The 25,150-nt window shown below is 49.7% G+C and carries 20 protein-coding genes, 1 other RNA gene and 1 pseudogene; 10 read left to right on the forward strand and 12 right to left on the reverse strand.

Going from position 1 to position 25,150, the window contains the following annotated elements; all coding sequences use genetic code 11:
- The first annotated feature begins 11 nt into the window (after positions 1 to 11).
- The 3 genes from KQY15_RS03325 to KQY15_RS03335 are packed head-to-tail and all read left to right on the forward strand — an operon-like array spanning position 12 to position 2,286.
- A complete protein-coding gene (locus KQY15_RS03325; RefSeq protein WP_217667160.1) occupies positions 12 to 797 on the forward strand; it encodes a sulfite exporter TauE/SafE family protein in 786 nt (261 codons plus the stop codon).
- Positions 794 to 1,348 carry a primosomal replication protein PriC gene (gene priC / locus KQY15_RS03330; protein WP_217667162.1) on the forward strand — a complete coding sequence of 185 codons (555 nt, stop codon included), beginning with the start codon at positions 794 to 796 and terminating at the stop codon, positions 1,346 to 1,348. The genes KQY15_RS03325 and priC overlap by 4 nt, the downstream gene beginning before the upstream one ends.
- Positions 1,348 to 2,286, forward strand: a complete 939-nt coding sequence (locus tag KQY15_RS03335; protein ID WP_217667164.1) for a histone deacetylase family protein — start codon at positions 1,348 to 1,350, stop codon at positions 2,284 to 2,286. Before priC ends, KQY15_RS03335 begins: the two co-directional genes overlap by 1 nt.
- On the opposite strand, the gene KQY15_RS03340 is transcribed toward KQY15_RS03335, so the two are convergent.
- Entirely contained in the window at positions 2,257 to 3,354 is a 1,098-nt protein-coding gene (locus tag KQY15_RS03340; protein ID WP_217667166.1) for a tryptophan 2,3-dioxygenase family protein, read from the reverse strand. The two genes, KQY15_RS03335 and KQY15_RS03340, sit on opposite strands and share 30 nt — an antisense overlap.
- A gap of 127 nt (positions 3,355 to 3,481) precedes the next feature.
- On the opposite strand from KQY15_RS03340, the gene KQY15_RS03345 reads away from it, so the two are divergent.
- Both KQY15_RS03345 and KQY15_RS19145 read left to right on the forward strand, forming a co-directional pair.
- Positions 3,482 to 3,742, forward strand: coding sequence for a late competence development ComFB family protein (locus KQY15_RS03345; RefSeq protein WP_217667168.1), 261 nt, complete (start codon positions 3,482 to 3,484; stop codon positions 3,740 to 3,742).
- Positions 3,739 to 3,894, forward strand: a pseudogene (locus KQY15_RS19145) (DUF2496 domain-containing protein); the annotation flags it as partial. The gene KQY15_RS03345 and the pseudogene KQY15_RS19145, both read left to right, overlap by 4 nt.
- Positions 3,895 to 3,923: 29 nt before the next feature.
- Here the strand turns inward: KQY15_RS19145 and ffs are convergent.
- Positions 3,924 to 4,020: signal recognition particle sRNA small type (gene ffs, locus KQY15_RS03355), an RNA gene on the reverse strand.
- A 173-nt stretch (positions 4,021 to 4,193) separates the two neighbouring features.
- Positions 4,194 to 5,081, reverse strand: a complete 888-nt coding sequence (locus KQY15_RS03360) for a DUF3014 domain-containing protein (protein WP_217667170.1) — start codon at positions 5,079 to 5,081, stop codon at positions 4,194 to 4,196.
- An 81-nt stretch (positions 5,082 to 5,162) separates the two neighbouring features.
- Here KQY15_RS03360 and KQY15_RS03365 point away from each other — a divergent pair, with 81 nt between their 5' ends.
- Positions 5,163 to 6,311, forward strand: a complete 1,149-nt coding sequence (locus KQY15_RS03365; RefSeq protein WP_217667171.1) for a patatin-like phospholipase family protein — start codon at positions 5,163 to 5,165, stop codon at positions 6,309 to 6,311.
- 121 nt (positions 6,312 to 6,432) lie between these two features.
- Positions 6,433 to 7,404, forward strand: coding sequence for a GGDEF domain-containing protein (locus KQY15_RS03370; RefSeq protein ID WP_217667173.1), 972 nt, complete (start codon positions 6,433 to 6,435; stop codon positions 7,402 to 7,404).
- Here the strand turns inward: KQY15_RS03370 and tilS are convergent.
- From tilS to lpxB, 5 genes are all read right to left on the reverse strand, one after another.
- Complete coding sequence (gene tilS / locus KQY15_RS03375) at positions 7,358 to 8,674, reverse strand: tRNA lysidine(34) synthetase TilS (RefSeq protein ID WP_217667175.1); 1,317 nt, start codon at positions 8,672 to 8,674, stop codon at positions 7,358 to 7,360. The two genes, KQY15_RS03370 and tilS, sit on opposite strands and share 47 nt — an antisense overlap.
- Before the next feature lie 118 nt (positions 8,675 to 8,792).
- On the reverse strand, positions 8,793 to 9,749 hold the full coding sequence (gene accA / locus KQY15_RS03380) for an acetyl-CoA carboxylase carboxyl transferase subunit alpha (protein WP_217667177.1): 957 nt from the start codon (positions 9,747 to 9,749) through the stop codon (positions 8,793 to 8,795).
- 17 nt (positions 9,750 to 9,766) lie between these two features.
- On the reverse strand, positions 9,767 to 13,237 hold the full coding sequence (gene dnaE, locus KQY15_RS03385; protein WP_217667179.1) for a DNA polymerase III subunit alpha: 3,471 nt from the start codon (positions 13,235 to 13,237) through the stop codon (positions 9,767 to 9,769).
- Positions 13,237 to 13,830, reverse strand: a complete 594-nt coding sequence (gene rnhB / locus KQY15_RS03390) for a ribonuclease HII (RefSeq protein ID WP_217667181.1) — start codon at positions 13,828 to 13,830, stop codon at positions 13,237 to 13,239. The genes dnaE and rnhB overlap by 1 nt, the downstream gene beginning before the upstream one ends.
- Positions 13,817 to 14,992 (reverse strand): lipid-A-disaccharide synthase, encoded by a 1,176-nt coding sequence (gene lpxB / locus KQY15_RS03395; protein ID WP_217667183.1) that lies wholly within the window; start codon positions 14,990 to 14,992, stop codon positions 13,817 to 13,819. The genes rnhB and lpxB overlap by 14 nt, the downstream gene beginning before the upstream one ends.
- Positions 14,993 to 15,115: 123 nt before the next feature.
- Between lpxB and KQY15_RS03400 the strand changes: the two genes are divergently transcribed.
- Entirely contained in the window at positions 15,116 to 15,337 is a 222-nt protein-coding gene (locus KQY15_RS03400; RefSeq protein ID WP_217667185.1) for a hypothetical protein, read from the forward strand.
- 49 nt (positions 15,338 to 15,386) lie between these two features.
- On the opposite strand, the gene KQY15_RS03405 is transcribed toward KQY15_RS03400, so the two are convergent.
- The 3 genes from KQY15_RS03405 to KQY15_RS03415 all read right to left on the reverse strand — a co-directional run bounded on the left by KQY15_RS03405 (position 15,387) and on the right by KQY15_RS03415 (position 16,891).
- Entirely contained in the window at positions 15,387 to 15,686 is a 300-nt protein-coding gene (locus KQY15_RS03405) for a hypothetical protein (RefSeq protein ID WP_217667187.1), read from the reverse strand.
- A gap of 9 nt (positions 15,687 to 15,695) precedes the next feature.
- Positions 15,696 to 16,616, reverse strand: coding sequence for a phage antirepressor N-terminal domain-containing protein (locus KQY15_RS03410; RefSeq protein WP_217667189.1), 921 nt, complete (start codon positions 16,614 to 16,616; stop codon positions 15,696 to 15,698).
- Positions 16,617 to 16,690: 74 nt separating this feature from the next.
- Positions 16,691 to 16,891 carry an Arc family DNA-binding protein gene (locus KQY15_RS03415; protein WP_302850295.1) on the reverse strand — a complete coding sequence of 67 codons (201 nt, stop codon included), beginning with the start codon at positions 16,889 to 16,891 and terminating at the stop codon, positions 16,691 to 16,693.
- A gap of 53 nt (positions 16,892 to 16,944) precedes the next feature.
- Here KQY15_RS03415 and KQY15_RS03420 point away from each other — a divergent pair, with 53 nt between their 5' ends.
- Both KQY15_RS03420 and KQY15_RS03425 read left to right on the forward strand, forming a co-directional pair.
- Positions 16,945 to 17,382 carry an Arc family DNA-binding protein gene (locus KQY15_RS03420; RefSeq protein ID WP_217667193.1) on the forward strand — a complete coding sequence of 146 codons (438 nt, stop codon included), beginning with the start codon at positions 16,945 to 16,947 and terminating at the stop codon, positions 17,380 to 17,382.
- Positions 17,383 to 17,392: 10 nt separating this feature from the next.
- Complete coding sequence (locus KQY15_RS03425; protein ID WP_217667194.1) at positions 17,393 to 17,752, forward strand: Rap1a/Tai family immunity protein; 360 nt, start codon at positions 17,393 to 17,395, stop codon at positions 17,750 to 17,752.
- A 4-nt stretch (positions 17,753 to 17,756) separates the two neighbouring features.
- On the opposite strand, the gene KQY15_RS03430 is transcribed toward KQY15_RS03425, so the two are convergent.
- Positions 17,757 to 25,139, reverse strand: coding sequence for an LPD38 domain-containing protein (locus KQY15_RS03430; protein WP_217667196.1), 7,383 nt, complete (start codon positions 25,137 to 25,139; stop codon positions 17,757 to 17,759).
- Positions 25,140 to 25,150 lie beyond the last annotated feature (11 nt).

Here is a 25,150-nt window from a genome sequence, read left to right on the forward strand (position 1 = left end):
GGATAAACCCGGTGTTAACTGATCTGCTTCCTACATCTGATTTATTGTTTATTCTCTGTGCAGTGGCATTTACTGCCGGTTATATCGATGCTATTGCCGGCGGTGGCGGCCTGCTAACCGTGCCGGCTTTGCTGACGGCTGGTTTGCCCCCTCATCTGGTGCTGGGCACCAATAAACTGGCAGCAACCTTTGGCTCATTTACCGCCTCAGTAACCTATTATCGTAAAAGGCTTTTTAACCCGCGTTACTGGCGGCGCAGCCTGATTTATACCGCAGTTGGCGCATTGATCGGCACGCTGGTGGTAGATCAGCTCAGTACCGACCTGCTGGAAAAGCTGTTGCCATTGTTAATTTTACTGGCTGCCATTTATACCTTATTTAACCGGATCCAACCGGACGACCGGCTGCAACTTCCTCCTGAAAACAGCAAGTTACATTGGCAGCAACGCTTACAAGGCTTAACGCTGGGCTTTTATGACGGGGTTGCCGGACCAGGGGCAGGCGCCTTCTGGATGGTATCCAGCATGGCGATGTACAAAATAAACCTGCTGCTGACCAGTGGAGTTGCCAGAACAATGAACTTTATCAGTAATGGCTTTTCGCTGGTGGCATTTATGGCGCTGGGCCACGTAGACTATGTACTTGGCATTGCCATGGGGTTATGTCTGATGCTGGGTGCTTTTCTTGGTGCTCATAGCGCTATTCGCTTTGGCAGCAAATTTATCCGGCCGGTTTTCATCAGTGTGGTTATCGCCATAGCACTGCGTTTAGCCTGGCAGGCCTGGAGCACAGCATGACCCCGATACAATTATTGGCCAGCCAACTTAACGAGCTGTATAAGTGGGCTTGTGACATTGACAGCAAGCGCCAGGCTGGCAAACCTCAGGATTGGTTTGAAAGCGGGCTATTTAGTTGTCACTCTCCTGATTTAGCTGACTACGTTGCTGACGCAAGACGCAACCTGGCGCGGCTTAGCGCCGACCGGCCAGCGCTTTCAGCAGCCAGCCGGCAGCGCCTGGCAGAGCATGTTGCTGCTCAGGTTAATGCACTTACCCGGGCATTTAGTAACCAGCAAACCCGGAGTAAATTTCAAAGCACGGTAAAAATCAGCCATGAACGCGCACAAAAGTCACTACCCGGCAAAGCCCCTGCTACCAACTTATATCAGCAGCTAGCTGAGTTTCAGCAGTTTGAACGGCGGTTACTGGATATGATTGAACAGGCCGAGCGTTATGATAACCAGAATGCAAACCGTATTTTAGCACTGCATGGCCGGCTAGGGCGCTGCCGCAAAGCGATAACAGAAGTTGAGCAGGCAATTTTGCTACATGAGCGTCAGGTACCCTGATGCCGGCGGTCTTACCCGGTCTGGTGTATCACCCGTGCTACAGTGCGCTTAGCCTGCCTGAGCGGCATCGCTACCCGATTGCCAAATATCAGGCACTTTATCAGGCATTGCTTGCTTCGGGCATAACCCCCGACGCTTTCAGCACCCCGCAACCAATTGCTGCTACCGAACTTAATTGCATCCACAACAGTGATTATATCGACAGTATCTGCAATGGTACTATTCCCCCCCAGGCAATGCGCCGGATAGGTTTTCCTTGGTCACAGACGCTGGTCGAACGTTCCCTGGTATCCGTAGCCGGCACCCGTCTTTGTGCGGAGTTAGCCCTGCAGCGCGGTATTGGTCTACATCTGAGTGGCGGCTATCACCATGCCAGACATGCAGAGGGCGCCGGCTTTTGTGTCTTCAATGATTTAGCATTTGCAGCCCGCAGCATGTTGGCCCGCGGCCTGGCTAAAATTCTGATTTTTGATCTGGATGTGCATCAGGGCGATGGCACGGCCGGCATTTTCAGCGACGATCCCGCTGTTATTACTGCCTCTGTCCATTGCGAGAAAAACTTTCCAGCCCGTAAAATCGGCTCAGATTGGGATATTGGTCTGGCCAAACAGTGTGCTGATGCTGAATACTTAGAAGCGGTGCACCAAAGCCTGGAAAGCTTACTCAACTGGCATCAGCCTGAACTGGTCCTCTACGATGCCGGTGTAGATATACACCAGCAAGATGAATTAGGATTACTACAAATCTCAACCAGCGCGCTATATCAGCGGGACCTGCTGGTACTTAATGCTTGCCGCAGCAGGGATATTCCGGTGGCTGCAGTCATTGGCGGCGGTTACCAGCGGGATGTTGCCGCCTTGACCCAACTGCATTTACAATTGTTTAAGGCGGCATTTACGGTTTCTGGTTTACCGTTCGGGGCCGAAATAAAAACCTAATTTACGTTTAACTTGCTCTGGTAATACCGGCAAGTCAGATTTTGGCAGTAAAAAAGTGGCCATGTTAAATAAATCGGTAAAAATTCGGTTTTTTTCCGTCGTCCGCTTTAAGTAATCATGGCCGGATGAACCACCGGTTCCTATTTTGGTTCCAAGCATCCGCTGTACCATCATCGCATGCTTGTACCGCCAGATTGTCAGATTCTCATCTATTTCAGTCAGACAAGTAAGCAGCTGAAACGGTAAATTAAACACCGGCTCTTCCTGATACAGGCTGATAAACAACGCCGATAACATGGCACGCTGGCTTAACCGGAAACTGCCCTGCTGCTGCAACTCCTGATATTTTTCTGCATGTAAAAGGGCCGCAAACTTAGCCCGGGTCCGCTCAATCTCTGCCAACTGTAACTCACGCTCGGGCTCGGCAATCTGCTCGATGCCGGCTACGGTACGGGCATCTTCATTCAGCATTTGCTCGGTAGCATTTTGGTACATTTGCCAGAAGCTGAAATCATCAAGTTGTAAAAACGGCATCCGCTCCAGCCATTTTTCAATTCGCTCAAACAAACTGGGTTCGGTTTCCAGCCCTTCCAGAAAAATACGGTCTTTCTCATTTAAACGGCTGTAAAACGAGTTTTTATCAAAATCGATCCGGTACTCACTTTTCAGGCCCAGACCTATTTCCAGCATTTTGAACTGGACACTCTGAAAGCCAGACGCCGGCACCAGATAATCGCGGAACGACATAAAATCCTGCGGCGTCATGGTTTCCATTACCGCAATTTGCTGATTAAGCAGTTGCTGGATACTGATGACTCTTTTCAGCTTATGAACAATGCCGGTTAACTGCTGGTCTTTAACCTCGGCTTCTGCAAATACCGCCATTACGGCTTTTAATTCGTGCAGAATTTGTTTGAACCACAGTTCGTAAACCTGGTGCACCACAATAAACAAGGTTTCATCATGTGCTTCATTAGCATAACGGGCGCTTTCAGGTGCCTGGGCAGTGAGTATTTTATCCAGCTGCAGATAATCACCGTAGTAACAGGGGGTGGTATTTTTTTGCATCGCAAGGTTCCACTAATTCTGACCCGGGCATTGTAACAGTCCGCTTAGTTAACTCAATCTTTCTATGGCCTTTTGCCGCCAAGCTGATTATGCTGATTAGTAACCCCCTAAAACTAACGAGGCAATAATGAAACTTGACGATGACATTCATAATTATTATGAAAAACTGTTACTGGATCATATCGTTGAATTAGAGCTCGACAATAGCAAAGACAGCGAGTACCTGGCTGATTTATGTTGTATATCACTTAATTTGTTGCCACCACGCTACATTCGTTACGAGGTAGATATGTCGTTTTACCTGCCACAGAGCGAACGTTTTGAAATGCAGATGAAAGTGAAAGAAGCAGTTAGCCGGGCCAGACAATTTCTGGATGAAAATAAGTGAGCAGTGATTCTACAGTCGGTCAGAGCGAAAACAGCGGCCTGGCGAATGCGCCGGTCCATATCAAACTGGCCGTAGATTTAATTATGTTGCTGGAGCAACAACAGATCGCTGACAGCGATATTATGGCAGCGTTAGAAATTGTGGTGGCAGATTATCGTAAAAAGCTTGGAGTGGGTGGCAACTCCACCAGCCACATCCCGGCACCTGCATCATAAGCTGTGGCTGCTTCCTTCCGGACCTGACCAGGTTAACCTACTAGCATTGCGAGAGGACCAATGGAGTTACCATTGACTGCCTGAGAGGGTACACCAATCCTGCAGGCCCGCATTATGCGCAATGGCCTGCCAGGTTTCAAGTGATTTAGCCGCAACGGCGTTTTACTGCTTAAACTTTAACCGCTGTGAATAACTGACAGTAAGTCGCCGATTAGTATGTCGCCTGAGCAAGGTGTTTATAAGTCTGCATTCTGCAGCAACGCCAGATATTTCTGGGCAACCACACGTAAACGCTGGTGATTAGCCGGCCCCAGACGAATAACCTGTTTTTCAAGATCGCTCAGCGCTTCCACTTGTGGATCAGCGTAGGTATATGCCACAGACTTACGAACCAGAGTTGTGTCTGCGTTTACAGGCTCAATAGCTAAAAACTGCTGTAAGGCCTGTTGTAACCTTTGATTAAAGCTCAGTTCTGGATACCCCAGCTCACCAAATGCCTGCTCAAATAGCGGTTGATATTGCTTTAAAAGGCCAACTATTTGCGCTGGCTCGGCGTTTTCCAGTAGCCGGATGTAAGGCTCGTACCGTTGATATCCGGAAGGGTCCAGTTGATAGGTTTGATTATCTTCTGCCGGAATTGCCACAAATGGCTGGTCCAGTGGCTTAACAACCGGGTGTTTGGCAACCAGTTGCCTCTGCGCCAGATTATCCACCGTTACCACCAGATTACGGATCATCTGCTCGGTATTAATCAAACCAGCTAACCCCGGCTGCCAGTTTAGCTTCAGTACTTCCTGCTTTAACACCGGGTCAGAATTCTCTAACGCTGGCAATGGCTCCGGCGCAGGTTCAGGCAACGTTACCTCAGGCTCTGTCTCTGCAGGTTCTGTAACTGAGTCAGTTTCAGCTGCCATTTCTGCTGCAGGTTCTTGCAGCGCAGGCGGGACAGGTTGCTCATCAATAATTTCTACCCGCGCTGGTACCGGGTTTTCGCCGACAGAGTCTGGATCTGGCTCGCTGGCTGGTTTAACCAGCAGCCACAATGCCAGCAATATAACAATAACGACTGCTGCAATACCTGCATAGTAAAGCTGTTGTCCGCTACCAGATGGTTGCGCGGTCATAAGTGTCTCCTTGTTAGTGGCTTAGATATACTGCAATATAGCAACAGAGAGCGCAACATTGCAGAAAAGTTCAATATAACTATGGTACGACAACGACCGCTTGACGGAAAAAAAACCGCCTTGTTATTAACCGGAGGCGGCGCACGTGCGGCCTATCAGGTTGGGGTGCTTAAAGCAATCGCCCAGCACTATCCCAGAACCAGTCCGGCGCCTTTTGATATTATCAGCGGTACATCGGCTGGCGCTATTAATGGTGCAGGTATCGCCTGTTATGCATCATGTTTTCACCTGGGTGTTAAAAAAATTGAATCTGTCTGGCGGCATTTTCACACCAATCAGGTGTATTACTCTGACTATCCGAGGGTATTCTGGCATTTACTGCAAAACGTATTTGGTGCTTTTCAGGCAGATTATGCCAATAAAAAGCCAGTAAGTGTGTTCGATAACAAGCCGCTGAAACAATTACTGGGCCGGATCCTCGATTTACAACGGATTGACCGTAATATTATGGGGGGCTATCTGTCCAGCTTTTCGGTTACCTCATCGTGTTACAACAACGGCGATTCCATTACTTTTTTCCAGTCAGATCATGCGGAAGAATGGCGCCGGGCAAAGCGTTGCGGTCAGCGGACCCTGCTGGGCGTGCATCATTTAATGGCCTCTGCTGCCATTCCAATTATCTTCCCGTCGGTACGGATCCATCAGCAATATTTTGGTGATGGTTCTGTTAATCAGTTAGCACCGTTAAGTGCGCCCATTCATCTGGGCGCTGACAAAATTCTTATAATTGGCGTTGAAGACCCGCGTAAAGAAGAAATCAGCCGGCGCAACCTGCATCATCCTGATCTCGCTACCGTCGCAGGCCATTTGCTGGATACCATCTTTACCGATACGCTAAACTCTGATTTGGAACGGATGGAACGGGTCAACAAAACGGTTGAAACTCTACGTGCAAATAACATCGAAACTGAACTGAAGCCAGTGCAAAGCATGCTGATAAATCCCAGTCAGAACTTTAATTTGCTGGCCAGCGAATACTATTTGTGTTTACCACTAGCCGTTCGCACTTTGCTGCGAGGTCTTGGGATCCGTCAGCATTCCGATTCAAGCCTGGCCAGTTATTTACTGTTTGAACAGAAATACACCCGCCGCTTAATTGAGCTGGGTTTTGACGACGGCTGTAAGCAAATGGATAAGATAGTGCAGTTCCTTGCCGCAGACAACGATTAGCACGCCGTCAATAGCTTGACTCAACAACGAAGCATACAATTAAAACACTGATTTTATTAACAATTAACATTTGGCTTGAATTTTGCTTTATACAGGCATCACCGTTTAATAAGGACTGGTAATGGACTGTATAATGACCCGGGAATTAGCACTTGACGTGGCCCCCAGCTATGCGGCACTTAATCGTTGTCAGCAAACCGACAGCTTGCCCGATTGCAGCGAACAGACGCTAACCAGCCAACTGCAAACCAGTCTCGATATTCAGCAGCAGCTGGACATTTTTTCAATGTATGTCGGGCGGGTACTTAATATCAGTGGGATCAGGCTAAATACTGCTTTTGGTGAACATAGTGCCGCCGGCTCGACTAACAGCGCCCATACATACAAAAGCTTGCTGGTGCTGAATCAGCAATGCCTGGCAGAAGTTCACTATCATAGCAACCAGCCTTTCAGCCCCATGCAGCAGCGGGATCTGCTATTACTTGAAAGCGAGTGGCTGTTTGCACTACGTAATGCGTTAGTCGTAGCCCGTCTGCAGCAAATGGCGTTAAAAGATCCGCTGACCGCGCTTGGTAACCGCCGCTTTTTCGACGACAGTTTCGCTAAAGCTATTCAGTTATCACGTCGGCGCCAGCAAACCTGCGCCCTGTTATTACTGGATTTGGATAACTTTAAGCAGCTTAACGACAACTACGGCCATGCCATGGGCGACGAGTTGCTTGTTGTTGTTGCAGATTGCATGCGCGACGCGTTACGCCAAACCGACAGTCTGTTTCGGTTTGGTGGTGATGAATTTGCGATAATATTGGCGGACGAAGACGCTGACAGCGCCGACTTAGTCGCCCGTCGCTTGTTAAAAGCCATTAATCAACACTATAAATGTCAGCAATACGGTATCAGTGCCAGCGCGGGGTTAGCTTATCTGCAACCAATGCAGTCTGCTGAGCAGCTTTTTGCCACAGCGGATCGCGCGTTGTACGAAGCCAAAGCAGCTGGCAAAGCAAACTTGCGGCAATCTGCCCGGGAAACACTGAGCGGTACAACCGTTAATTTCGCAACCAGTCAAGCCAGCAATCCGCCTGTAACGTGCTGATTGCAGATGCATATCCGGCTACCGCGACCAGTTTCTCGTTGTCTAGCAACAACGGTATCTGGCTGCGTTGCCATGGTGGGACCTGCCAGAGTTTAAACCACTGTTTAAGGGGCTTGTGCTGAACCTGTTCCGCCGGCTTAAATGGCAAGCTTAGCTGGCCAAACACCACTGTTACCTGCCCTCTGGTCATCGCCAGACGCTCTGCCGCTTGCTCGTGACATACCGCCAGCTCACCAAGCCCGGCTGGTAACTGCAGCTTACTTTGCATTGGCCACGACAACTGGCAGGAAATTGCCGCCTCGCTTTCACCTTGCAATTCAGTTGCAGCATGTAACAGGTACAACCGCTTCTGAAAACGTCTTAGCTGGTAACCTGCCAGCACTAACTCGGGCACGGCATCTTCGCGGGCCTCAATTACCTGTTGTTTTAAAGTTAGCAACCACTGGCTGGAGGGGTTTAACTTAAACTGCGCCAGCCAGCTGCGGATAACTAAATCCTGTTGTAAAGGCAGGTATTGCTCCAGTGCAGTTAAATTTAGTTGTTTACCATTAGCGCAGTTAAGCAACGCCTGTTCAGTGTAGTGATTGAGCAGTTGCTGATGGTCTGCCAGATGCTGCATGCTGCGCAGTGTCGTGTCGGTAAAGGCCGGCCAGCGGTTTATAAGTAACGGCGCTACTTCGTTCCGAATGTAATTTCGGTCAAACCGGTTATCTCTGTTACTGCTGTCTTCCACCCATTGCAACTGATTTTGCTGGGCAAAAGCCAGAATATGCCGGCGTTCACAATGCAAGAGGGGCCGCAGCAGGCTGCCGCGGGCAAAAGGCCGTTGCCGGGCCATGCCGCTTAAACCAGATACACCGGCACCCCGTTTTAGCGCCAGCAATAACGTTTCCAGCTGATCGTCAGCATGATGACCTGTCAGTAATACGGTATGAGCAGAATCAATATATGGCGCCAGCGCCTGATAGCGGCCATCCCGGGCGGCAGCTTCAACATTGGCAGCTGCGTCGATATTGATTTTCAGGCTGACAAAATCAATATTGCGTTCCGCACAGGCGTTGGCGCAATGCTCAGCCCAGCGCGGCGCATCGGCACTTAAGCCATGATTAACATAAATGGCTTGCAGCTGATACGCTCTGATTTGCCTGACCTGATGCAATAATTCAAGCAACACCATAGAGTCCAGGCCGCCGCTGAGCGCCAGCACCACTTTGGTCGCGCCACATTTCTCAAGCATTGCGGCAAGTTCAGTTGCATTAATGATTGCCATTAAAAGTTACCATACCTCGTAATCTCGCCTGGTTCCCGGTGGCTGTTCGCCCTGTATGGCTATTATCCGGATAAAAAAACCAGCGACAAGCGCTGGTTTTCTGATAATGCTTTACAAGTCAACAATAGCCAAATGACATCAGTCGCTTGTAGCGATTATCCAGCAGGGTTTTCGTATCCAACTGCTGTAACTTCTCCAAATCTTTCAGTAAGGTTTTTTTCAGGGTTTGCGCCATTTGTTCCGGCGAGCGATGCGCGCCACCCAATGGCTCAGGAATAACCGCATCAATTAAATCAAGCTCTTTCAAACGCTCTGCAGTAATGCCCATCGCATCTGCTGCCAGCGGCGCTTTTTCTGCACTTTTCCAAAGAATTGAGGCACAGCCCTCCGGTGAAATCACCGAATAGGTACTGAACTGCAGCATGTTAACCTTGTCCCCAACGCCAATTGCCAGGGCGCCACCTGAGCCGCCCTCACCAATAACAGTACAGATAACCGGCACTTTTAAACCCGCCATTACTTTCAGGTTGCGCGCTATCGCTTCTGACTGGCCACGTTCCTCCGCACCAATGCCAGGATAGGCCCCTGGTGTATCGATAAAGGTAATGATCGGCATGTTAAAACGCTCGGCCATTTCCATCAACCGCAACGCTTTACGGTAGCCTTCCGGGCGTGGCATGCCAAAGTTACGCCGGATTTTCTCCCGGGTATCCCGGCCTTTCTGGTGGCCGATAACCATTACGGCATGTTCGCCGATCCGCGCGGTGCCCGCGACAATAGCGTTGTCGTTGGCATAAGTGCGATCACCGGCCAGTTCGTCAAAGTCAGTAAAAATCAGTTTCAAATAATCCAGGGTATAAGGGCGGCGGGGATGACGGGCCATTTGCGCCACTTGCCAGGCACCCAGCTCAGAGAATATCTTCTTGGTTAAACCCAGACTTTTTTCTTTTAGTTTGTTGATCTCTTCTTCTAAACCAAGATCGTAGTCGCCGTTGCGACTGACGTTACGCAATTCGTCTATTTTTGCTTCAAGTTCAGCAATCGGCTGCTCAAACTCTAAATAATTCAGCATCATCGACTATCACTACCTAATTAATTAAATTCCAGTTCTATTGTTGCTAATTGTCTTAACTGATGCAACAAAGCGTCGGCGGGCGTCACCCACCAGGCTGTCCCTAACTGCAGTGTTACCTGCCCTTCCTGTCGTTGGTACCTGATAGTAACGGGTACCGTACCCGCCTTAAATTCATTTAGTACCTGCTGCAATCTTTGCAGGTAATTGTGGTCTATTTGCGGCGATTGTACAGTGATATTCAAAGATTTCAGCGATTTTTCCCGCACTGCGGTTATTTCACTGACATCACGGCCCGACATTGTAAGGCCACCATTAAAATCATCAAAGCTGACCTGTCCGGTTATCACCAGAATACGGTCTTTTTGCAGCAATTCCTCAAATGTTTCTAACTGTTCCGGGAAAAAACGTACATCTAACCGGGCCGATTTATCATCCAGGGTAACGATTGCCCAGCGCCGACCTTTCTTGTTGATCATTACCCGCACTGACACCACTAAGCCGGCGACCTGCACGCTCTGGTCTTTCTTGGTCGGCTGCAGCTCAACCAAGCGGCACGATACATAGTGGCGAATTTCGTCCGCGTAACGGTTAATCGGATGGCCGGTTAAATATAACCCCAGCGTTTCCCGCTCACCTTCCAGCCAGATTTCATCGGGCCACTCTGGCACCTGCTTAAATGCCGTTGCCGATTGCTCTGGCTCTGGGCTTAACAAGCCAAATAAGTCATCCTGGCCAACGGCCTGTGCTTTGGCATGTTGCTCAGCCTTTTTCATCGCTTCTTCGAGGCTCGCCATTAACGCCGCCCGATGAGGGCCGAGTTGATCCATGGCGCCTGATAAAATCAGTTTCTCCATTACCCGCCGGTTTAGCCGTTTTAAATCGACTTTTGCACAGAAATCAAATAAATCATGAAAGCTGCCATACTGGTTTCGCGCCTCAATAATAGCGTCTATCGGGCTCTCACCGACGCCTTTTATGGCGCCAATACCGTAGACAATATGGCCTTGCTCGTTAACGGTGAACTTATACTGACCACTGTTTACATCAGGTGGATTAAGTTTAAGCTTCATCCGCTCGCACTCATCAACCAGCGTGACAATTTTATCGGTGTTATCCATATCCGCCGACATTACCGCAGCCATAAATTCGGCCGGGAAATGGGCTTTCATCCAAAGGGTTTGGTATGACACCAGGGCATACGCGGCAGAGTGTGACTTGTTAAAGCCATAGCCGGCAAACTTTTCCACCAAATCGAATATTTTGATCGCCAGTTCCGGATCGATGCCATTTTTGGCAGCGCCTTCCTGAAAAGTATCACGCTGCTTGGCCATTTCTTCCGGCTTTTTCTTACCCATGGCCCGGCGTAACAAGTCTGCACCACCAAGCGAGTAACCAGACAATACCTGAGCAATTTGCATAACCTGTTCCTGGTACAGGATAATGCCGTAGGTTGGCTCTAAAATAGGCTTTAATGAGTCATGCTGCCAGGTCGCATCAGGGTATGATATTTCTTCCCGGCCGCGTTTTCGGTCAATAAAGTTATCAACCATGCCTGATTGCAATGGGCCTGGCCGAAACAGCGCCACCAAAGCGATCATATCCTCGAAACAGTCAGGCTGCAGGCGGCGGATTAAGTCTTTCATGCCGCGTGATTCAAGCTGAAATACCGCTGTTGTATCTGCTCGTTGCAGCAAATCAAAACTGCGCTTATCAACCAGTGGAATACTGTTGATGTCAATCGGCTTGCGGCCCTCTTTCTGCAGCCGGCTGTTCGCCATATTGACTGCCCACTGCAATATGGTAAGGGTGCGCAAACCGAGGAAATCGAACTTAACCAAGCCGGCGTACTCGACATCGTTTTTATCAAACTGGGTAACCGGATTATTGCCTTCGTCGTCGCAATATAATGGCGAGAAATCAGTAATTTTAGTGGGGGCTATCACCACACCACCGGCGTGTTTACCGGCATTACGAGTCACACCTTCCAGCTGGCGGGCCATATCGATAAGATCTTTAACTTCCTGATCCTGGGCATATAGCTCAGGTAAACGGGGTTCCTCTTTAAAAGCCTGTTCCAGAGTCATGCCGGGCGTCGGCGGGATCAGTTTGGAAATCCGGTCAACAAACCCATACGGATGACCGAGTACCCGGCCAACATCCCGGATAACGGCTTTGGCCGCCATAGTACCAAAGGTAATGATTTGGGATACCGCTTCGCGGCCATACATTTCGGCAACGTGATCAATAACCTCGTCACGCCGATCCATACAGAAATCGACATCAAAATCGGGCATTGATACCCGTTCCGGATTTAAAAACCTTTCAAACAGCAGGTCAAATTCCAGCGGGTCTAAATCGGTAATTTTAAGGGCATAGGCTACCAGAGAACCAGCACCCGATCCCCGCCCCGGCCCTACCGGAATGTCGTTGTCTTTACTCCACTGAATAAACTCCATTACTACCAGGAAGTAGCCCGGAAAACCCATTTGGTTAATAACGTCCAGTTCTATCTGTAACCGCTCGTCATAGGGTGGTCGTTTGGCAATGCGCTCAGCTTCGTCCGGAAATAATTGCAGCAGCCGCTGTTCCAGTCCTTCCTGTGATTTCAGTACCAGAAAGTCACCGTCGGTCATGCCACCTGTCGGGAACGCAGGTAAAAAATATTCCCCGAGGCGAATAGTTACATTGCAGCGTCGGGCAATTTCTACGCTATTTTCCAGCGCTTCCGGAATATCAGCAAATAGTTCCTGCATTTCCTGCTCGGTACGCAGGTACTGCTGCTCAGAATAGTTTTTTGGCCGGCGTTTATCATCGAGGGTAAAACCATCATGAATAGCCACCCGGATTTCGTGAGCCGGATAGTCGCTGGCCTGCAAAAACACCACTTCGTTGGTCGCCACAACCGGTAGCTGCTGTTGTTCAGCCAGCAGCACTGCTTTTTGAATATAACGCTCTTCGTCAGGCCGGTTTGTCCGAATTAACTCCAGATAAAACCTGTCTGCAAAGTATTGCTGATAAAAACTGACCAGTTCGGTTACCGTTTGCGGGTTTTCTTTTACCAGGGCCTTACCCAGCGGACCATCTTTACCACCTGATAGCACAATCAGACCACTGTTGTGTTCGGCAAGCCATTGGTGATCAAGCTGTGGCTTGCCCGCGACATGCCCCCGCAAATAGGCTTTGGAAATCAGCATCGTCAGATTTTGATAACCGACATTATCCATAGCCAGCAGCAGTAGCCGGGCACTTTCGTTGCCTAACAGTGGGTGCTGCACCCAGCAATCCACTCCAACCAGCGGCTTAATACCGGCATCGTGTGCCGCGCTGTAGAACCGGACTAACCCGCAAAAATTCATCTGATCAGTCAGCGCAAGGGCAGGCATTTTTGCTGCAGCCGCAGCTTTGACAATCGGTTTAACCTTGGCCACACCGTCGATCATTGAGAAATCGCTATGCACCCGTAAATGAATAAATGCCGGATTCTTCATCAGGAATTCCGCTCAGCAATCAGGCGCACCGGCTTAAAACTGCGGCGGTGTTCGGCCAGAATACCGTATTCGCCTATCGCTGCCAGATGTTGCGCTGTCGGGTAACCTTTGTGCGCGGCAAAACCAAAATGGGGGTAGCGCTCGTCTAGCCCGGCCATCTCCGCATCCCTTGCCACTTTCGCTAAAATTGAAGCGGCACTGATTTCCGGCACCAGACTATCGCCTTTGACAACTGCAGTAGCGGGCATGGGCAGCTCAGGGCATCGGTTGCCATCAATCATCGCCCACTCAGGCTGAATTGTTAAAGCAGCCACCGCGCGTTGCATGGCAAGCATGGTGGCATGCAAGATATTCAGCCGGTCAATTTCAGCCGGTTCGGCCCTGCCGAGCGCCCAGCAGAGTGCGCGTTCTTTTATCTGCTGTGCAAGTGCTTCACGTTTAGCAGCGCTGAGCTTTTTTGAGTCTGTCAGCCCGGCAATCGGCCGTGCCGGGTCAAGTATCACGGCAGCAGTCACAACGGCACCAACCAGTGGCCCGCGGCCGACTTCATCCACACCACATAATAATTGTACTTCAGGTCTATGCCACAACATCAGAACGCACTACCTCCAGTATTGCTTCAGCAGCCCGTGCGCTGGCATTACATTTAATTTGCTGATGAATAGTCTGGTAATCTGCAACCAGCTTTTTATTATCAGCTTGCAGCATCGGCGCCATCGCCGCCACCAGAGCCGCAGGTGTAACCTGATGTTGTAACAGCTCCGGCACCATGGCCCTGCCAGCCAGCAAATTAGGTAAACTGAAATGAGCCAGCTTAACCAGGCGCCGGCCAATCTGATAGGTTAACCAGTTCGCCCGGTAGCCAACCACCATCAAACACTTGGCTAGCATTGCTTCAAGGGTTGCCGTTCCCGAGGTAATAAAGGTTGCATCTGCCGCCAGCAATACTTGCCGGGCCTGACCGGTGAACACGGTGACAGCCAGTTCTGGCGCACATTGCTGTTTTATTCCGGCAAACAGTGCTGCTTTTTGTTCAGTAACCATATTAGCAACAAGTTGTAATTCTGGTTGCTGAAGCTGCAACATACGGGCAGCTTCCAGAAAATCCGGCGCCAATAGTTTAATCTCATTACTGCGACTGCCAGGCATTATTGCCAGCACTGGCCGGGCTGGGTCCAGACCCAGTGCCGTTTTGTGCTCTGCTTTATCGACGACTATGGGCATAGTATCGGCCATGGTGTGGCCAACAAAAGTACAAGGTACCTGATATTTGTCGTAAAATGCTTTTTCAAAAGGTAACAATGACAACACCATATTGGTTGCCCTGGCGATTTTGAAAATACGTTTATGGCGCCAGGCCCAAACCGACGGGCTGACATAATGGACGGTTTTGATACCGGCTTGCTTTAACTCCAGCTCAACCCGCAAATTGAAATCCGGGGCGTCGATGCCGACAAAAACATCCGGTGGGTTTTTCAGCATTGTCGCTACTATTTCACGTTTTACCTGGATTAGCCGCGGTAACCGGCCCAGCACTTCAACCAGGCCCATAACAGCCAGCTCTTCCATATCGAACAGTGCGTTAAAACCAAGTGCCTGCATACGCGGGCCACCAATGCCATAAAAATTTGCATCGGGGTGAAGCTGACGTAATGCTTCGATTAAATCGGCGCCAAGAATGTCGCCGGAGTGTTCGCCAGCAATAATGGCAATATTAAATACAGCATTGTTTTTATTAATTATTTTATCGCTCATTTACTGTTATTTTTAAACCCATGTACTCTATTATGTACTCAATGAGAAATTGGCTCGCATCTGCTAATGGCAATATTAACCCGCTTTGTTATGCTGTTGGAAATTTAATTGCCGGGTTTAACAATGCACATCATTTTAATGCTGGGTTTGGTTATCGTGGGGTGGGGGCTTGGTGATAGTGTCAGCTGGCTTCTTGGGTTGCCACTTATTTGCGCTGGGCTTTATTGTTTTGAACTTGGAGGTAAGAAAGGTAGGGCATGGCGACAACGGCAGGAGGATATGTTTATTCTGCTTGGTCTGCTGGCTGTGCCGGCTATTATCCTGGCTAACATCATGGGATGGTAAAACCCGGCGCGCTGTTAACGGCCGGGTTTGTTTGGTGTTAACTGTTTTATTAAACAGCTTTTAAGTCGGTTATTGAGAACATAGCCTTAATAGCTGGTATTGCATCATCGTCAATCGGGAATGCGTAGTCTCTAAAGTGAATACACATACTGTTTTTATTCCATTGCCCCGGTTGGAACGATACATCCTTCGCCTTAACATCTGTCTCAAGTATTTCGTCACCAATCATTACCATAGCGCCGCTTTTGCGCTCGTTCAAATCCTCCGCTTGGAGGACCCTTATAGCAAGCAGGCCGTCGATGCTAATATCAAAACGCCCCACATCAACAAACTTTACTGTATTGCTCATGTTAATTCCTTAAGCCATAAATATTTCAGAAATCGGTTTATCTAACCGGCTCTTGTTTTCCTCACCCATGAAGATCCGCAACCTGCGGCTTTCTTCGCGTAACAGCTTCGCCTCTAAGTCGCGCTGCTCTGCTTTTGACTCTATATAAGCAGCTACTGCGCCAGCTTCATTGGCAAGTTGCCTGGCCACATGCACATCGATCAACGCTTTGTTGCTGGCATCAATCAGCGTGGGCTTACCATCTTCAACACTTACCAGCCAGCGGCTGTAGCTGCTGTTGTTTGGTATGGCCACCATTATGCCCTGGGCGCTCACTTCGGCTTGCTTTGGCAGCAATTCCCCTTCCATGCAAAGCCGGTGTACATATTCAATAGCCTGTGGCAACTGCTCTTTTGTCAATTCATCCAAATGATCAACGCCAAAACGGTGATGAATAAATTTATAAGCATCAGGGTAAGGCAGGCCACGTTTAGCCACCAGCATGTTAACAGCGTCTTTAAGTGGGGTGCGTTCCATTGTGGTTGTAAGTTCTGATTTTGAAGGGCGTTCGGCTTTTCCTTTAACCCAGTAGTCAGATAATGCTTTGAAACACTCAGCTTGATATCTTACTAGCTTTTCTCTAATGCCGTCCTTAACACGGCTTGCATCAATACTGAACAACCATCCGTTTAGCATATCTAATGGTAAGCAGCTAAACGGCCTAGTTTTACCATCTGCAGCAACCATGCGTATGATACGAATGGTTGAATTTAGAACAGGGTGGCGCTTGATTCTCTCGAGTTGAGCGTTCCATGCAACACCGACCGCTTTACAGATAGGCATCATTGCAACAAATACTGCATCACCATCTTTTACTGTGATTAAGTCGGTACCATGAAAATTTATGGTCATGGCTTTGGTATTTTGATCGCGTTTTGCTATAGTATTCATGTTTACTTTCCTGAGTTAGTTAGTAAATCCGGCCTCAACTGTTCCAGCAGTTGGGGCTTTCTCTTTTTTGCAGCTCATGCTGCCGCCAGTTTCACACCATCAGCCGCGTAAGCCTGCTTTAAGCGGTAAACCATTTCAGCGTTTAAAGAACGACCCTGCTCTTTAGCGATATCTTTTACCACCTGATGCATTTCTGGCGGCATACGCAACATTAGACCTTTCGTTACTTTTCTTGGCATTTTATTTCTCCCTTCAATGCGGCACCGTGCCACCATTGAAATATAGTGGCACAATGCTACCCTGTCAATTGTTTTTTTTTGAGGTTCTTATGTCTAGAGAAGATCCAAAAATTAATATAAGAGTTCCTCTTTGGCTAAAAGACAAGTTACACCAATCTGCAGGTGCGTCTGGCCGTTCAGTGAATTCAGAAATAGCGCTTAGGCTGCAAGCTAGTTTTATGGGCGATGTTGGTATGGAAATTCTACCCAGCGCGGAATTTGCAGAGTTCCTATCCAATCAAGCAAGAGTGAACGACTTTAACTCTGCGGTAATGACAATCATCGAGGACTCTATTGCGCCGGCATTAAAGAAAGCGATATTCAGAGGCGAACGGGAATTCTCAGTAGATATAGATCCAATGGTTCAACACTTCTACAAAAACTTTGAGTTCGCACCTATCGATCTGGTTAACGAGGTGATCGATACACTGAGAAAAGCAGGTTACTCTGCCGAGGCTGACTCGACAGAAATTATTGGCAAGTTCTGATGGAGCAGATATGAAATATTTAATTTTGTTATTGGCATTGCCGGTTATGGTTAGTGCAAAACCAGCTTCAAGTGATTCTGAATCATTCCCTCATTTTATGAGTGGCAACGAGTTATTTGCCAGTTACTCGCATGAAAAAAGCAAGTCAACAGATTATTTTGAGCGTGGCATTTTTTTGGGATTCATACTCGGAGCAATGGATGTAGGTCGTGGGAAGTTATTCTGTTTGCCATCCAATATTTCAGCAAAGCAAGCAGCAGATACTATAGGTAAATACCTTACAGATAACCCTGAACGCCGCCACTTCTCCGGCGCTAGGTTAGTTGCAGAGGCTCTTAACGAACACTATCCCTGTGAAAAGCCGGATTAGCCGGCTACCACTCTCCTAAATTAAACCGAACATAAGCCGCCTGGTACAACGCATTTTTGCGCCGGGCTATGTCGTCCAGTTGTTCGCGCTTCTGCGTACCGCTGAGCGATTTATTCAGGTTAACCCTCTCTGCCTGCTTATTAAGCGCTGATACCTGACGCTGCACCCGATTAAGCTGGATGCGTGAACGCAGCTGCTTGCTGTTATCTTCCAGCAGTTTTTGTTGTCGTTCGGTATTACCTTCTTCCGTTGCCCGCTTATAACTACCATAGGCCTGGGTGGCCGCTTTAAGTGAATCGTAAAATTCCTGCTGGAATTTGGTATTCCCTTTCGGGCTGTCGCCCTGATAAAACGCTTTAATAACCGGGTACCGGCTAATAGGCGCATCAGCTGCCTCTATACCGAGCATTTGCCTTGCTACTGCATCACTCATAGAAAGCACATACCCGCCGATGGTACCGGTGTAACCTACAACCAGATGTTCTACTTGCTTAGGTGATACACCAAAGTGCTTTGATATTTTACCAATAAGCTTGGCCGTGTCGCTGGTGTAGGCGTTATACCGATCTTCTTTAAGCTTGTTTTCATCCGACATATTTTCAATGTCAGTGCCACGGAAGAAAGATTTATTAAATGCCATTTCTGCCAGCGGTAATGCCAGCTGTGGGATCGGGTTAAGCGCCAGGGTATTAAACACTGCATGGCTAACCGCTTTGCCTAAGTCGCTGGCAGGCTGGCTGCCGCTTCCGTAATGCAGCATGCGCTCAGGAAAGGTGCCGAAGATAATACCAAGCTCGAATGGTTTCGGGATCCGCAGGTGCTGATCACCTAACCAGAAATGCCAATTAGCATCTTTATCCCAGTCGGCCAGCTCCTGATAGCGCTCGTCCTCGTCATTCAATGCAGCCAGCGCCAGCGAGAATGCAGCCACTTTCATGCCTTTCATAGCAAGTTTAGCTGACAATACTTTGGCTACCCGGTCACCGTCACCCGCTCTGGCAGCCCGGATCAGTTTGCTCATACCCTGCAGCCTGGCGTTGAAGAACGGCAGAAAATCAATCATCGTGCCGATTAGCTTAAAGTTACCTTTAAGTGAATAATCCATTAAATCTTTCGCATAATATGCTGATTCTCTTGCAGATTTTCCACTCTTAAGCGATGCTTCATACGTCATTAACCGGTTAGCGTTCTCTACCTTGTCGCTGGCGTTGCGGTACTTCTCCAGCAACTGACCGCCTTTGGTTACCAGTGAATCCATGTAGCTGTTAACCTGATTAACCGTCAGGCCTTTTGACTTGAGCGCCCGGCGAACCTGCTGGCTTGCTGCCTCTGGATCTGCGCCATGCACATAACCGCCCTGGAATGCTGCGCCACTGAATATCAGATCGCGGTAGGCTTCATCCTCTTTAAACGCTTTGCGTAAACCCTTGATGCTGTCAGAGCCAAACTTGAAGTCGTCTTTGTTTACCATCCAGGCATGCGCCGCATCGCGCACGAAGTTCTTTGCAATAAAGTCCGGGCTCAGTGTTATGCCCGCCGTCAGGAAGCGCTTAGCGCTGCGGCCTAACCGGTTGAACAATGACTTGCTGCCCGGGTCACTGATTTGCAGTAAGCCGCGCAGCAGTGCCGGATCTGATACCGCATAAGCCTCTGGCTTGCCATCGCGCATAACTTTAACCCGGCTTATTTGCCTAAGTTCTGCCTGGCTTAGCGCAACTATGTCAGGGCTGGTAACCGGTTGCATGTAGTCAGTGCCGGACAGGTTGGCAACAATTTCAAGCATGGCATTGTTTTTAAGTGACGCATCAATCAGTGTGCTATGGCGCTGAATGATATTCTCCAACAAGTCCTTAGTTGACTGCTTGCCGCCCTTAAGCTCCTTAAGCTGTGCATTCTGATTGGCGATGCCGTTCTTTGACTTTGGACCGTGTACCATTGAGGCAATGCCCTGCATTTCCGGGTCAACGTCCATATCACGGAAAAACGGCACGTACCATTCTTCATCAAACCCGCTGCGCTGGGCTTCACTGATCAAGCCAGCCTGCTGCGCCAGGTCAATAATGGCAGAGTTAATCTTGTTATATTCCTGGCGCACCGCTTCAAACTGTTCTTCTTTGCCGGCTGCCAGTGCTTTTAGTTCGGCAATGTCAGCCGCGGTTAAATTGTTCTCGCGGCCCTCAGCCATAAGCTGCTCTGCCCGGTTGGCGCCCATCCATGCCAGCCAGTTGTTAAGCTCATCACCCAGGGTGCTGAACACCTCCAATAAGCCTTTGGTGTCAGCCTTGCGAGCTACTACGCCGTTCTTCCATTCAGGCGCGCCATAGTGGAATACGCCATGCAGAACGTCAGCTAAACCAGAGGCTAACCGGGCAGACACGTAGCCTTGCCTATTGGGGTCGGTAACGCCCACCGATTCCTCTGCCTGCTTAATGCCAGACATGCCATCAAAGATCCCCTCGTTTAACCGCTGCCAAAACTTACTGCTTTTCAGTGTGTCGGCGGTTTCGTGGTACCGGGCAGTGGCTTTTTCTTTCAGGGTTTCGTCAGCTTGCTCGCCAAGGCCCAGTTTTTCTTTTGCGGTGCGGGTGTCGGGCTCTGCGGTGCGGCTGAATTGTAAGTCCTGATCTGCATCAGCATCGGTATTACTATCAAAGGCAACAGCTTTACCTGCTTGCCTGCGCGGCGCACGGCCGCTTTTGAATCCCTGCACAATACTATCCATCATGTCGCGCATGAAATCCATATCAGTATCACTTGGGCGGGTAATTCCGACTTTGGCCAGCTGGTTATTCAGCCAGCGCATCATAGCCTGGTACCAATATTTCAGGCTGCCGCTATCGGGCTGATCTTCGACAAACCGGGCAAAGAATTCTTCGGCCTGCTTCTCTGGTGTCAGGTCGCTATAGTCGTTCATTATGCCAGCCCAGCGCTGCCGGAATGACGGCTTAGTGCGGGTGGTATTAATGCGGTCCAGAAACTGCTTGTAAGTCACCGGGCCAATCACTGACTGCAAGCCACCGTGCGCAATCACTTCATGCGCCAGGGTGCGGCGGGCATGCTCAATGCTGTCAAAGTTGCCGGCGATAAGGTAAGCGGTTTTAGTTGTGTCGTCATAAGCGCCGCGCACAATGCTGCCAGACAATGACATATTCCACTTAAGTTCCGCTTCCTGCTGGTTGCGTAGCACTTCAACCTTAATGCCGGCTGCGTTGTTCAGCTTCTTCATAAACTGCTTAACCATTACCTCCAGCGTGCCAGGGGAAACGCCCTTGGCTTTCTGGTTACGCATGGTGTCGTAGTTGGCTGCGGCGAATTGAATGCCCGCATCCTCATTAGCTTCCCTGCTAAAAAGCATCGTGCCTTTATCGGTTTCTTTGGTCTGCAGCGTATCAAACAGCTTGCGATATGCTGGGTTTATCGTTGCCTGCTCAGCTTTAGTTGGATATGGGTAGGTTTGATCTGGCAAGTTGCCCTGCATTTCTTCCAGTGCATTCCATGCCTCTGGCTCAATGATGTTGGCCAGATAGTCATTGCTGAATTCTTTGGCAGCCAGTTCATCAATAACAAAAGCCTCAAACGAACGGGCTGATGCTTCTTGTGTAGTTGACCAATAAGGTTTACTGCGGCGATGATCAAGGTTGGCTGACCGCTTAATTAACCCGGACTGTCTTATTGCTGACATTACACCATCAAAAGCCTGACGAACTTCCGGGCGCATATCGCTGCCTCGGACACCTGATCCGTCTGTAGCAAATGCAGCAGGCTTGCCGACCATTCTGGCAAAGTAATTATCAACCGCGTGCCACCATTCATGCGCAAGAGATCCTGCGCCTTTTTCCTTGGTCATATTGATAACAACATAGTCACGCTCATAGTGTGCTTTAAAGCCGCGCTTACCGCCCTTGCCTCTGGCTCCGAACGCCATACCAAGCTCACCATTTAGAGCAATAGCTTTTGGTGGTACACCAATAACCTCGGCAAGATCCATTAACGCATCGTATGCCTCGTTTAAATCTTTCTGCCTGCGGCCCTGCTCCACCCAGTTGCCGAACTCAACACCACGGAAACCAAAGGTATCAGCAAAGATAGCTGGGGTTACGTTTCCAGAGAAACGAGCTGGCCCTATGCGGTCGCGGTTTTCAGCCCGGCGCATGCCCGGTGTATCTTTTAGGCGCTGCAACTTAGCCTCGATATCGGCCCTGTTATTTTTCAGGTAATCACGAGCAGCATTTACAGAGCCAAAATCCTGAATGCGTAGCACTCCCGATCCACCTTTCCAGCCAAGGTATACTTGCTTGGTAGCACGACTGGTATAAATACCAATGTTGCTTTGTTTTTTGCCTGGGGAATCAGGATTAGCGCTTGCCTCTGCCTCAATCAGTTTGCTGAGATTGTCGAGTGCGGTTTGCTGATTGTCGCTGGCCAGATCAAGAATGTCTGTGCGACCATTTTTAGGGAAGTAAAACACCTTTGCCGGGCGATACTCTTGGCCTTTAAACATGGTAAAGGCGCCAGAGTCCAGTCGGTACTTTGCAGCAAGCTTTAATGTTTCAGGGTTAGCCTTGGCAATGGCAGGAATGGCGTCAGCAATAGCAGCCAAATCGCCACCACCTTTGCGCATAGCGGCAAGCACATTCTCTAACGGCACATCACCAGAAATAATATCTGCTGCAAAGCCACGCAGCACATCCACCTTTTCAGCCCAGCGCCGCACCTTATATGTGTCACGGGGTTTAGTTGGTATCTCTGCACGCATAGCAGCAATTAATGCTAGCGTTTCCCTAGGCACGCCATCAGCTGCCATTTTCACATAGTCAGGTTCAGGGAATGCTTTAGATAGCGGCAGTTCTGCGGTACTGGCATCACTGTTAATGGCATCAGAGAACCCGCCCCATACGTCCTTACGGGCGCCACCTATCTTTTCACCAAAGTCGTCAATCGGTTCTGATGGCTCAATCTCAGAAACAGAAACCCCGGCATCGGCCGGGGTCTGGTTGGTTATATTTGGTTCGCTATCTGGCTCCGGATCCGCAACGGCTTGCGTATCTTCGGTAACGTCAGTGGGCGTTGCTGTGGTTTCAGCTTCGCTTTCATTTGCTGCTGCGGGCTCCTGCTCTGAAGTTGCTTCGGTATCAGTTTGGGTTGCATCAGTATCAGCCTGTCCATCTGCAACCGTAGAACTGGGGAACTCTTTGGCCAGGGGGATCAGCTCATCTATTGGCGCGTCGAGCCGGATAATGTCAACAGCCTCTGCTTTCTCCCGCGCAGCAAGCCACTGGTGGTGACCATCCAGAACGTAGCCATCAGACGATACCAGTATCGAGCGGTTGCCGCCGTCAAACTCCATGGCTTTCTTAACTTTGGCTGGGCTGAATTCTTCTTGGGTGGGTTTTAAATCAGCAGCTGGAACGGTTTGCGATTCATGGGTAATGCCCCGGCCTTTCATGAATTGGGTTAGTGCGCCGCGGTGCTCGGCTTTTATCTGCGGCATTTCTGCCCGCGGCACTTTTTTGGTACCGGTTTCGTCAGCGAATGCAGTCCACTCTTTGTCAATAACTTGCCCGGCCAAATCAGCAGCGGGTGTGGTTTTGTTTTTTGAGTCCTGCACAGCCCGCCAGCCAAAGCCATCAGCAAATGGTACTGCTTCAATTTCGTTACCTGCTTTACGGGCAGCGCGGGCAGTCTTACTGGCCAGTGCTTCCTTAGGTGACTGGAACGGCTGGCCTGATTGCTTAACGGTTGCACCGGTTTCATTGCTGGCGAATACAATATCTTTTTGCGGAATGCGCGGCTGTGCATTATTGCGGGCATTGTCAGCAAAGCGCTGCGTGTCTCGCTGCAAATTATCGGCACGTTCCTGCGCCTGCTGCGCTGGTCGGCCATCTTCACCAAAGATAATGCCCTTATCAGTAATACCCTGTGGCCGCGGCTGCGTACGGATAGGCTGCTGGTACTCACCGGTTAAGCGATTGTCTGGCAGGAACTGTGCCTGCTCACCGTCCATCGTGGCGCCCGCGAGTAAGCCCGCTGTTTGTTGCTTTTGTGCCGGCAACACTTCGCCCTGGAACTGATAGCGAGCCGGGCTAAAACGGTCCTGCTCTGTTGGTGATTGAAAGTTTGCTGCCGCGTTAACCAGATCAGCAACGGTTTTGGCGCGCATTTCATCAAGTGATTGCTGAACAGGGCTGGTAATGAAGTCGCCAAACTTACCTGCGCCAGCCCCAGTATTAAAACCTGCCTGCCTTGCCGCTGTTGGTTGGTCATAGTTTATGATCTCGTCAATAGCAGCCTTACTGCTGGTCATAGTTTCGTTAAGCGAGTCCATTGCGCCAGCTAAGTCCGGATTGCTTTCGCGTATGGAGTCAGCAACGGGATCTGCTTTAGGTTGTTCAGCTGCTGGCGGAGGTGTCTGCGCCTGGTTACGATTAGCAATACCACCCAATAGCCCGGCACCGGCACCAAAGCCACCACCGGCAATACCCTCATTAAGTGCGGCTACTGCAACGCCATCAGCCGGATCCCGACCATCAATAGGTTGCACTGCCTGATTAATCGCATACTCCTGCACGCCGGCTTGCGCCGCCTCTGTGCTACCCTCGACCGCAAAGCCTTTAACTGCTGAGCGCATAGCGCCAGATTTAGCCAGTCGGGCGCCCATTAAGGCCTTGCCGATTATCGGATCACCAATAGCAGATGCGCCAAAGTTCGCCAGTAGCACCTTTGGATCTGAACGCACTTCATCAGCCACCCGGGCAGCAATGGCATCTTTAGCCGCATCCCACTTTTGTTCGTCCGTCCAGTCTGTCTTACTGGCATAAATCCCTTTGAACACATCGCGGAAAATAGGCGACTGGGCCAGCACGGCATCCGGCATATTCTGGATTTCCTGCCGGGCTTGCTCCATACCCTGACCAGTAGCAGCTGCGCCACCAGTAGCACCCATCCCGACTATATTGGCAGCAGCTTTACCTTTAGCTCCAAGACTTGCCACTTTTGCTGCGCCGCCCGCAAGGCCCGCACCAGGTATTGCAGTTGGCACAAACTGGCCTGCAACATTAGCGAGTGTTAGCAACCAGGTATCGATATCAGTCAGGCCATCGCCCATCTGAATATCGCCCTGCTCATTCTGATCAAAGAATGACTTACCCATGGCCTGCTTGCCGCGATCAGACATAGTATCTTGCTGCGCATCTGACCGGGAATAGAACTGCTGCGCAATACCATCAGCGCCAACAAAGTCAAATATACCGCCGATAGCTGATAAGCCACCCGCCTGAAAGGCGTCAACTGTATCACCAAAACGGCCTTGCTGTTTAGGCTGCTGAGTCGAGCTTGGAATATAAAGCTTCGGCATTGGCCGGTTAAAATAGTTTGGAGTGGAAGCCATGATCTACCCTT

This window comes from Arsukibacterium indicum (genome assembly GCF_019100565.1).
GTDB lineage: Bacteria > Pseudomonadota > Gammaproteobacteria > Enterobacterales > Alteromonadaceae > Alishewanella > Alishewanella indicum.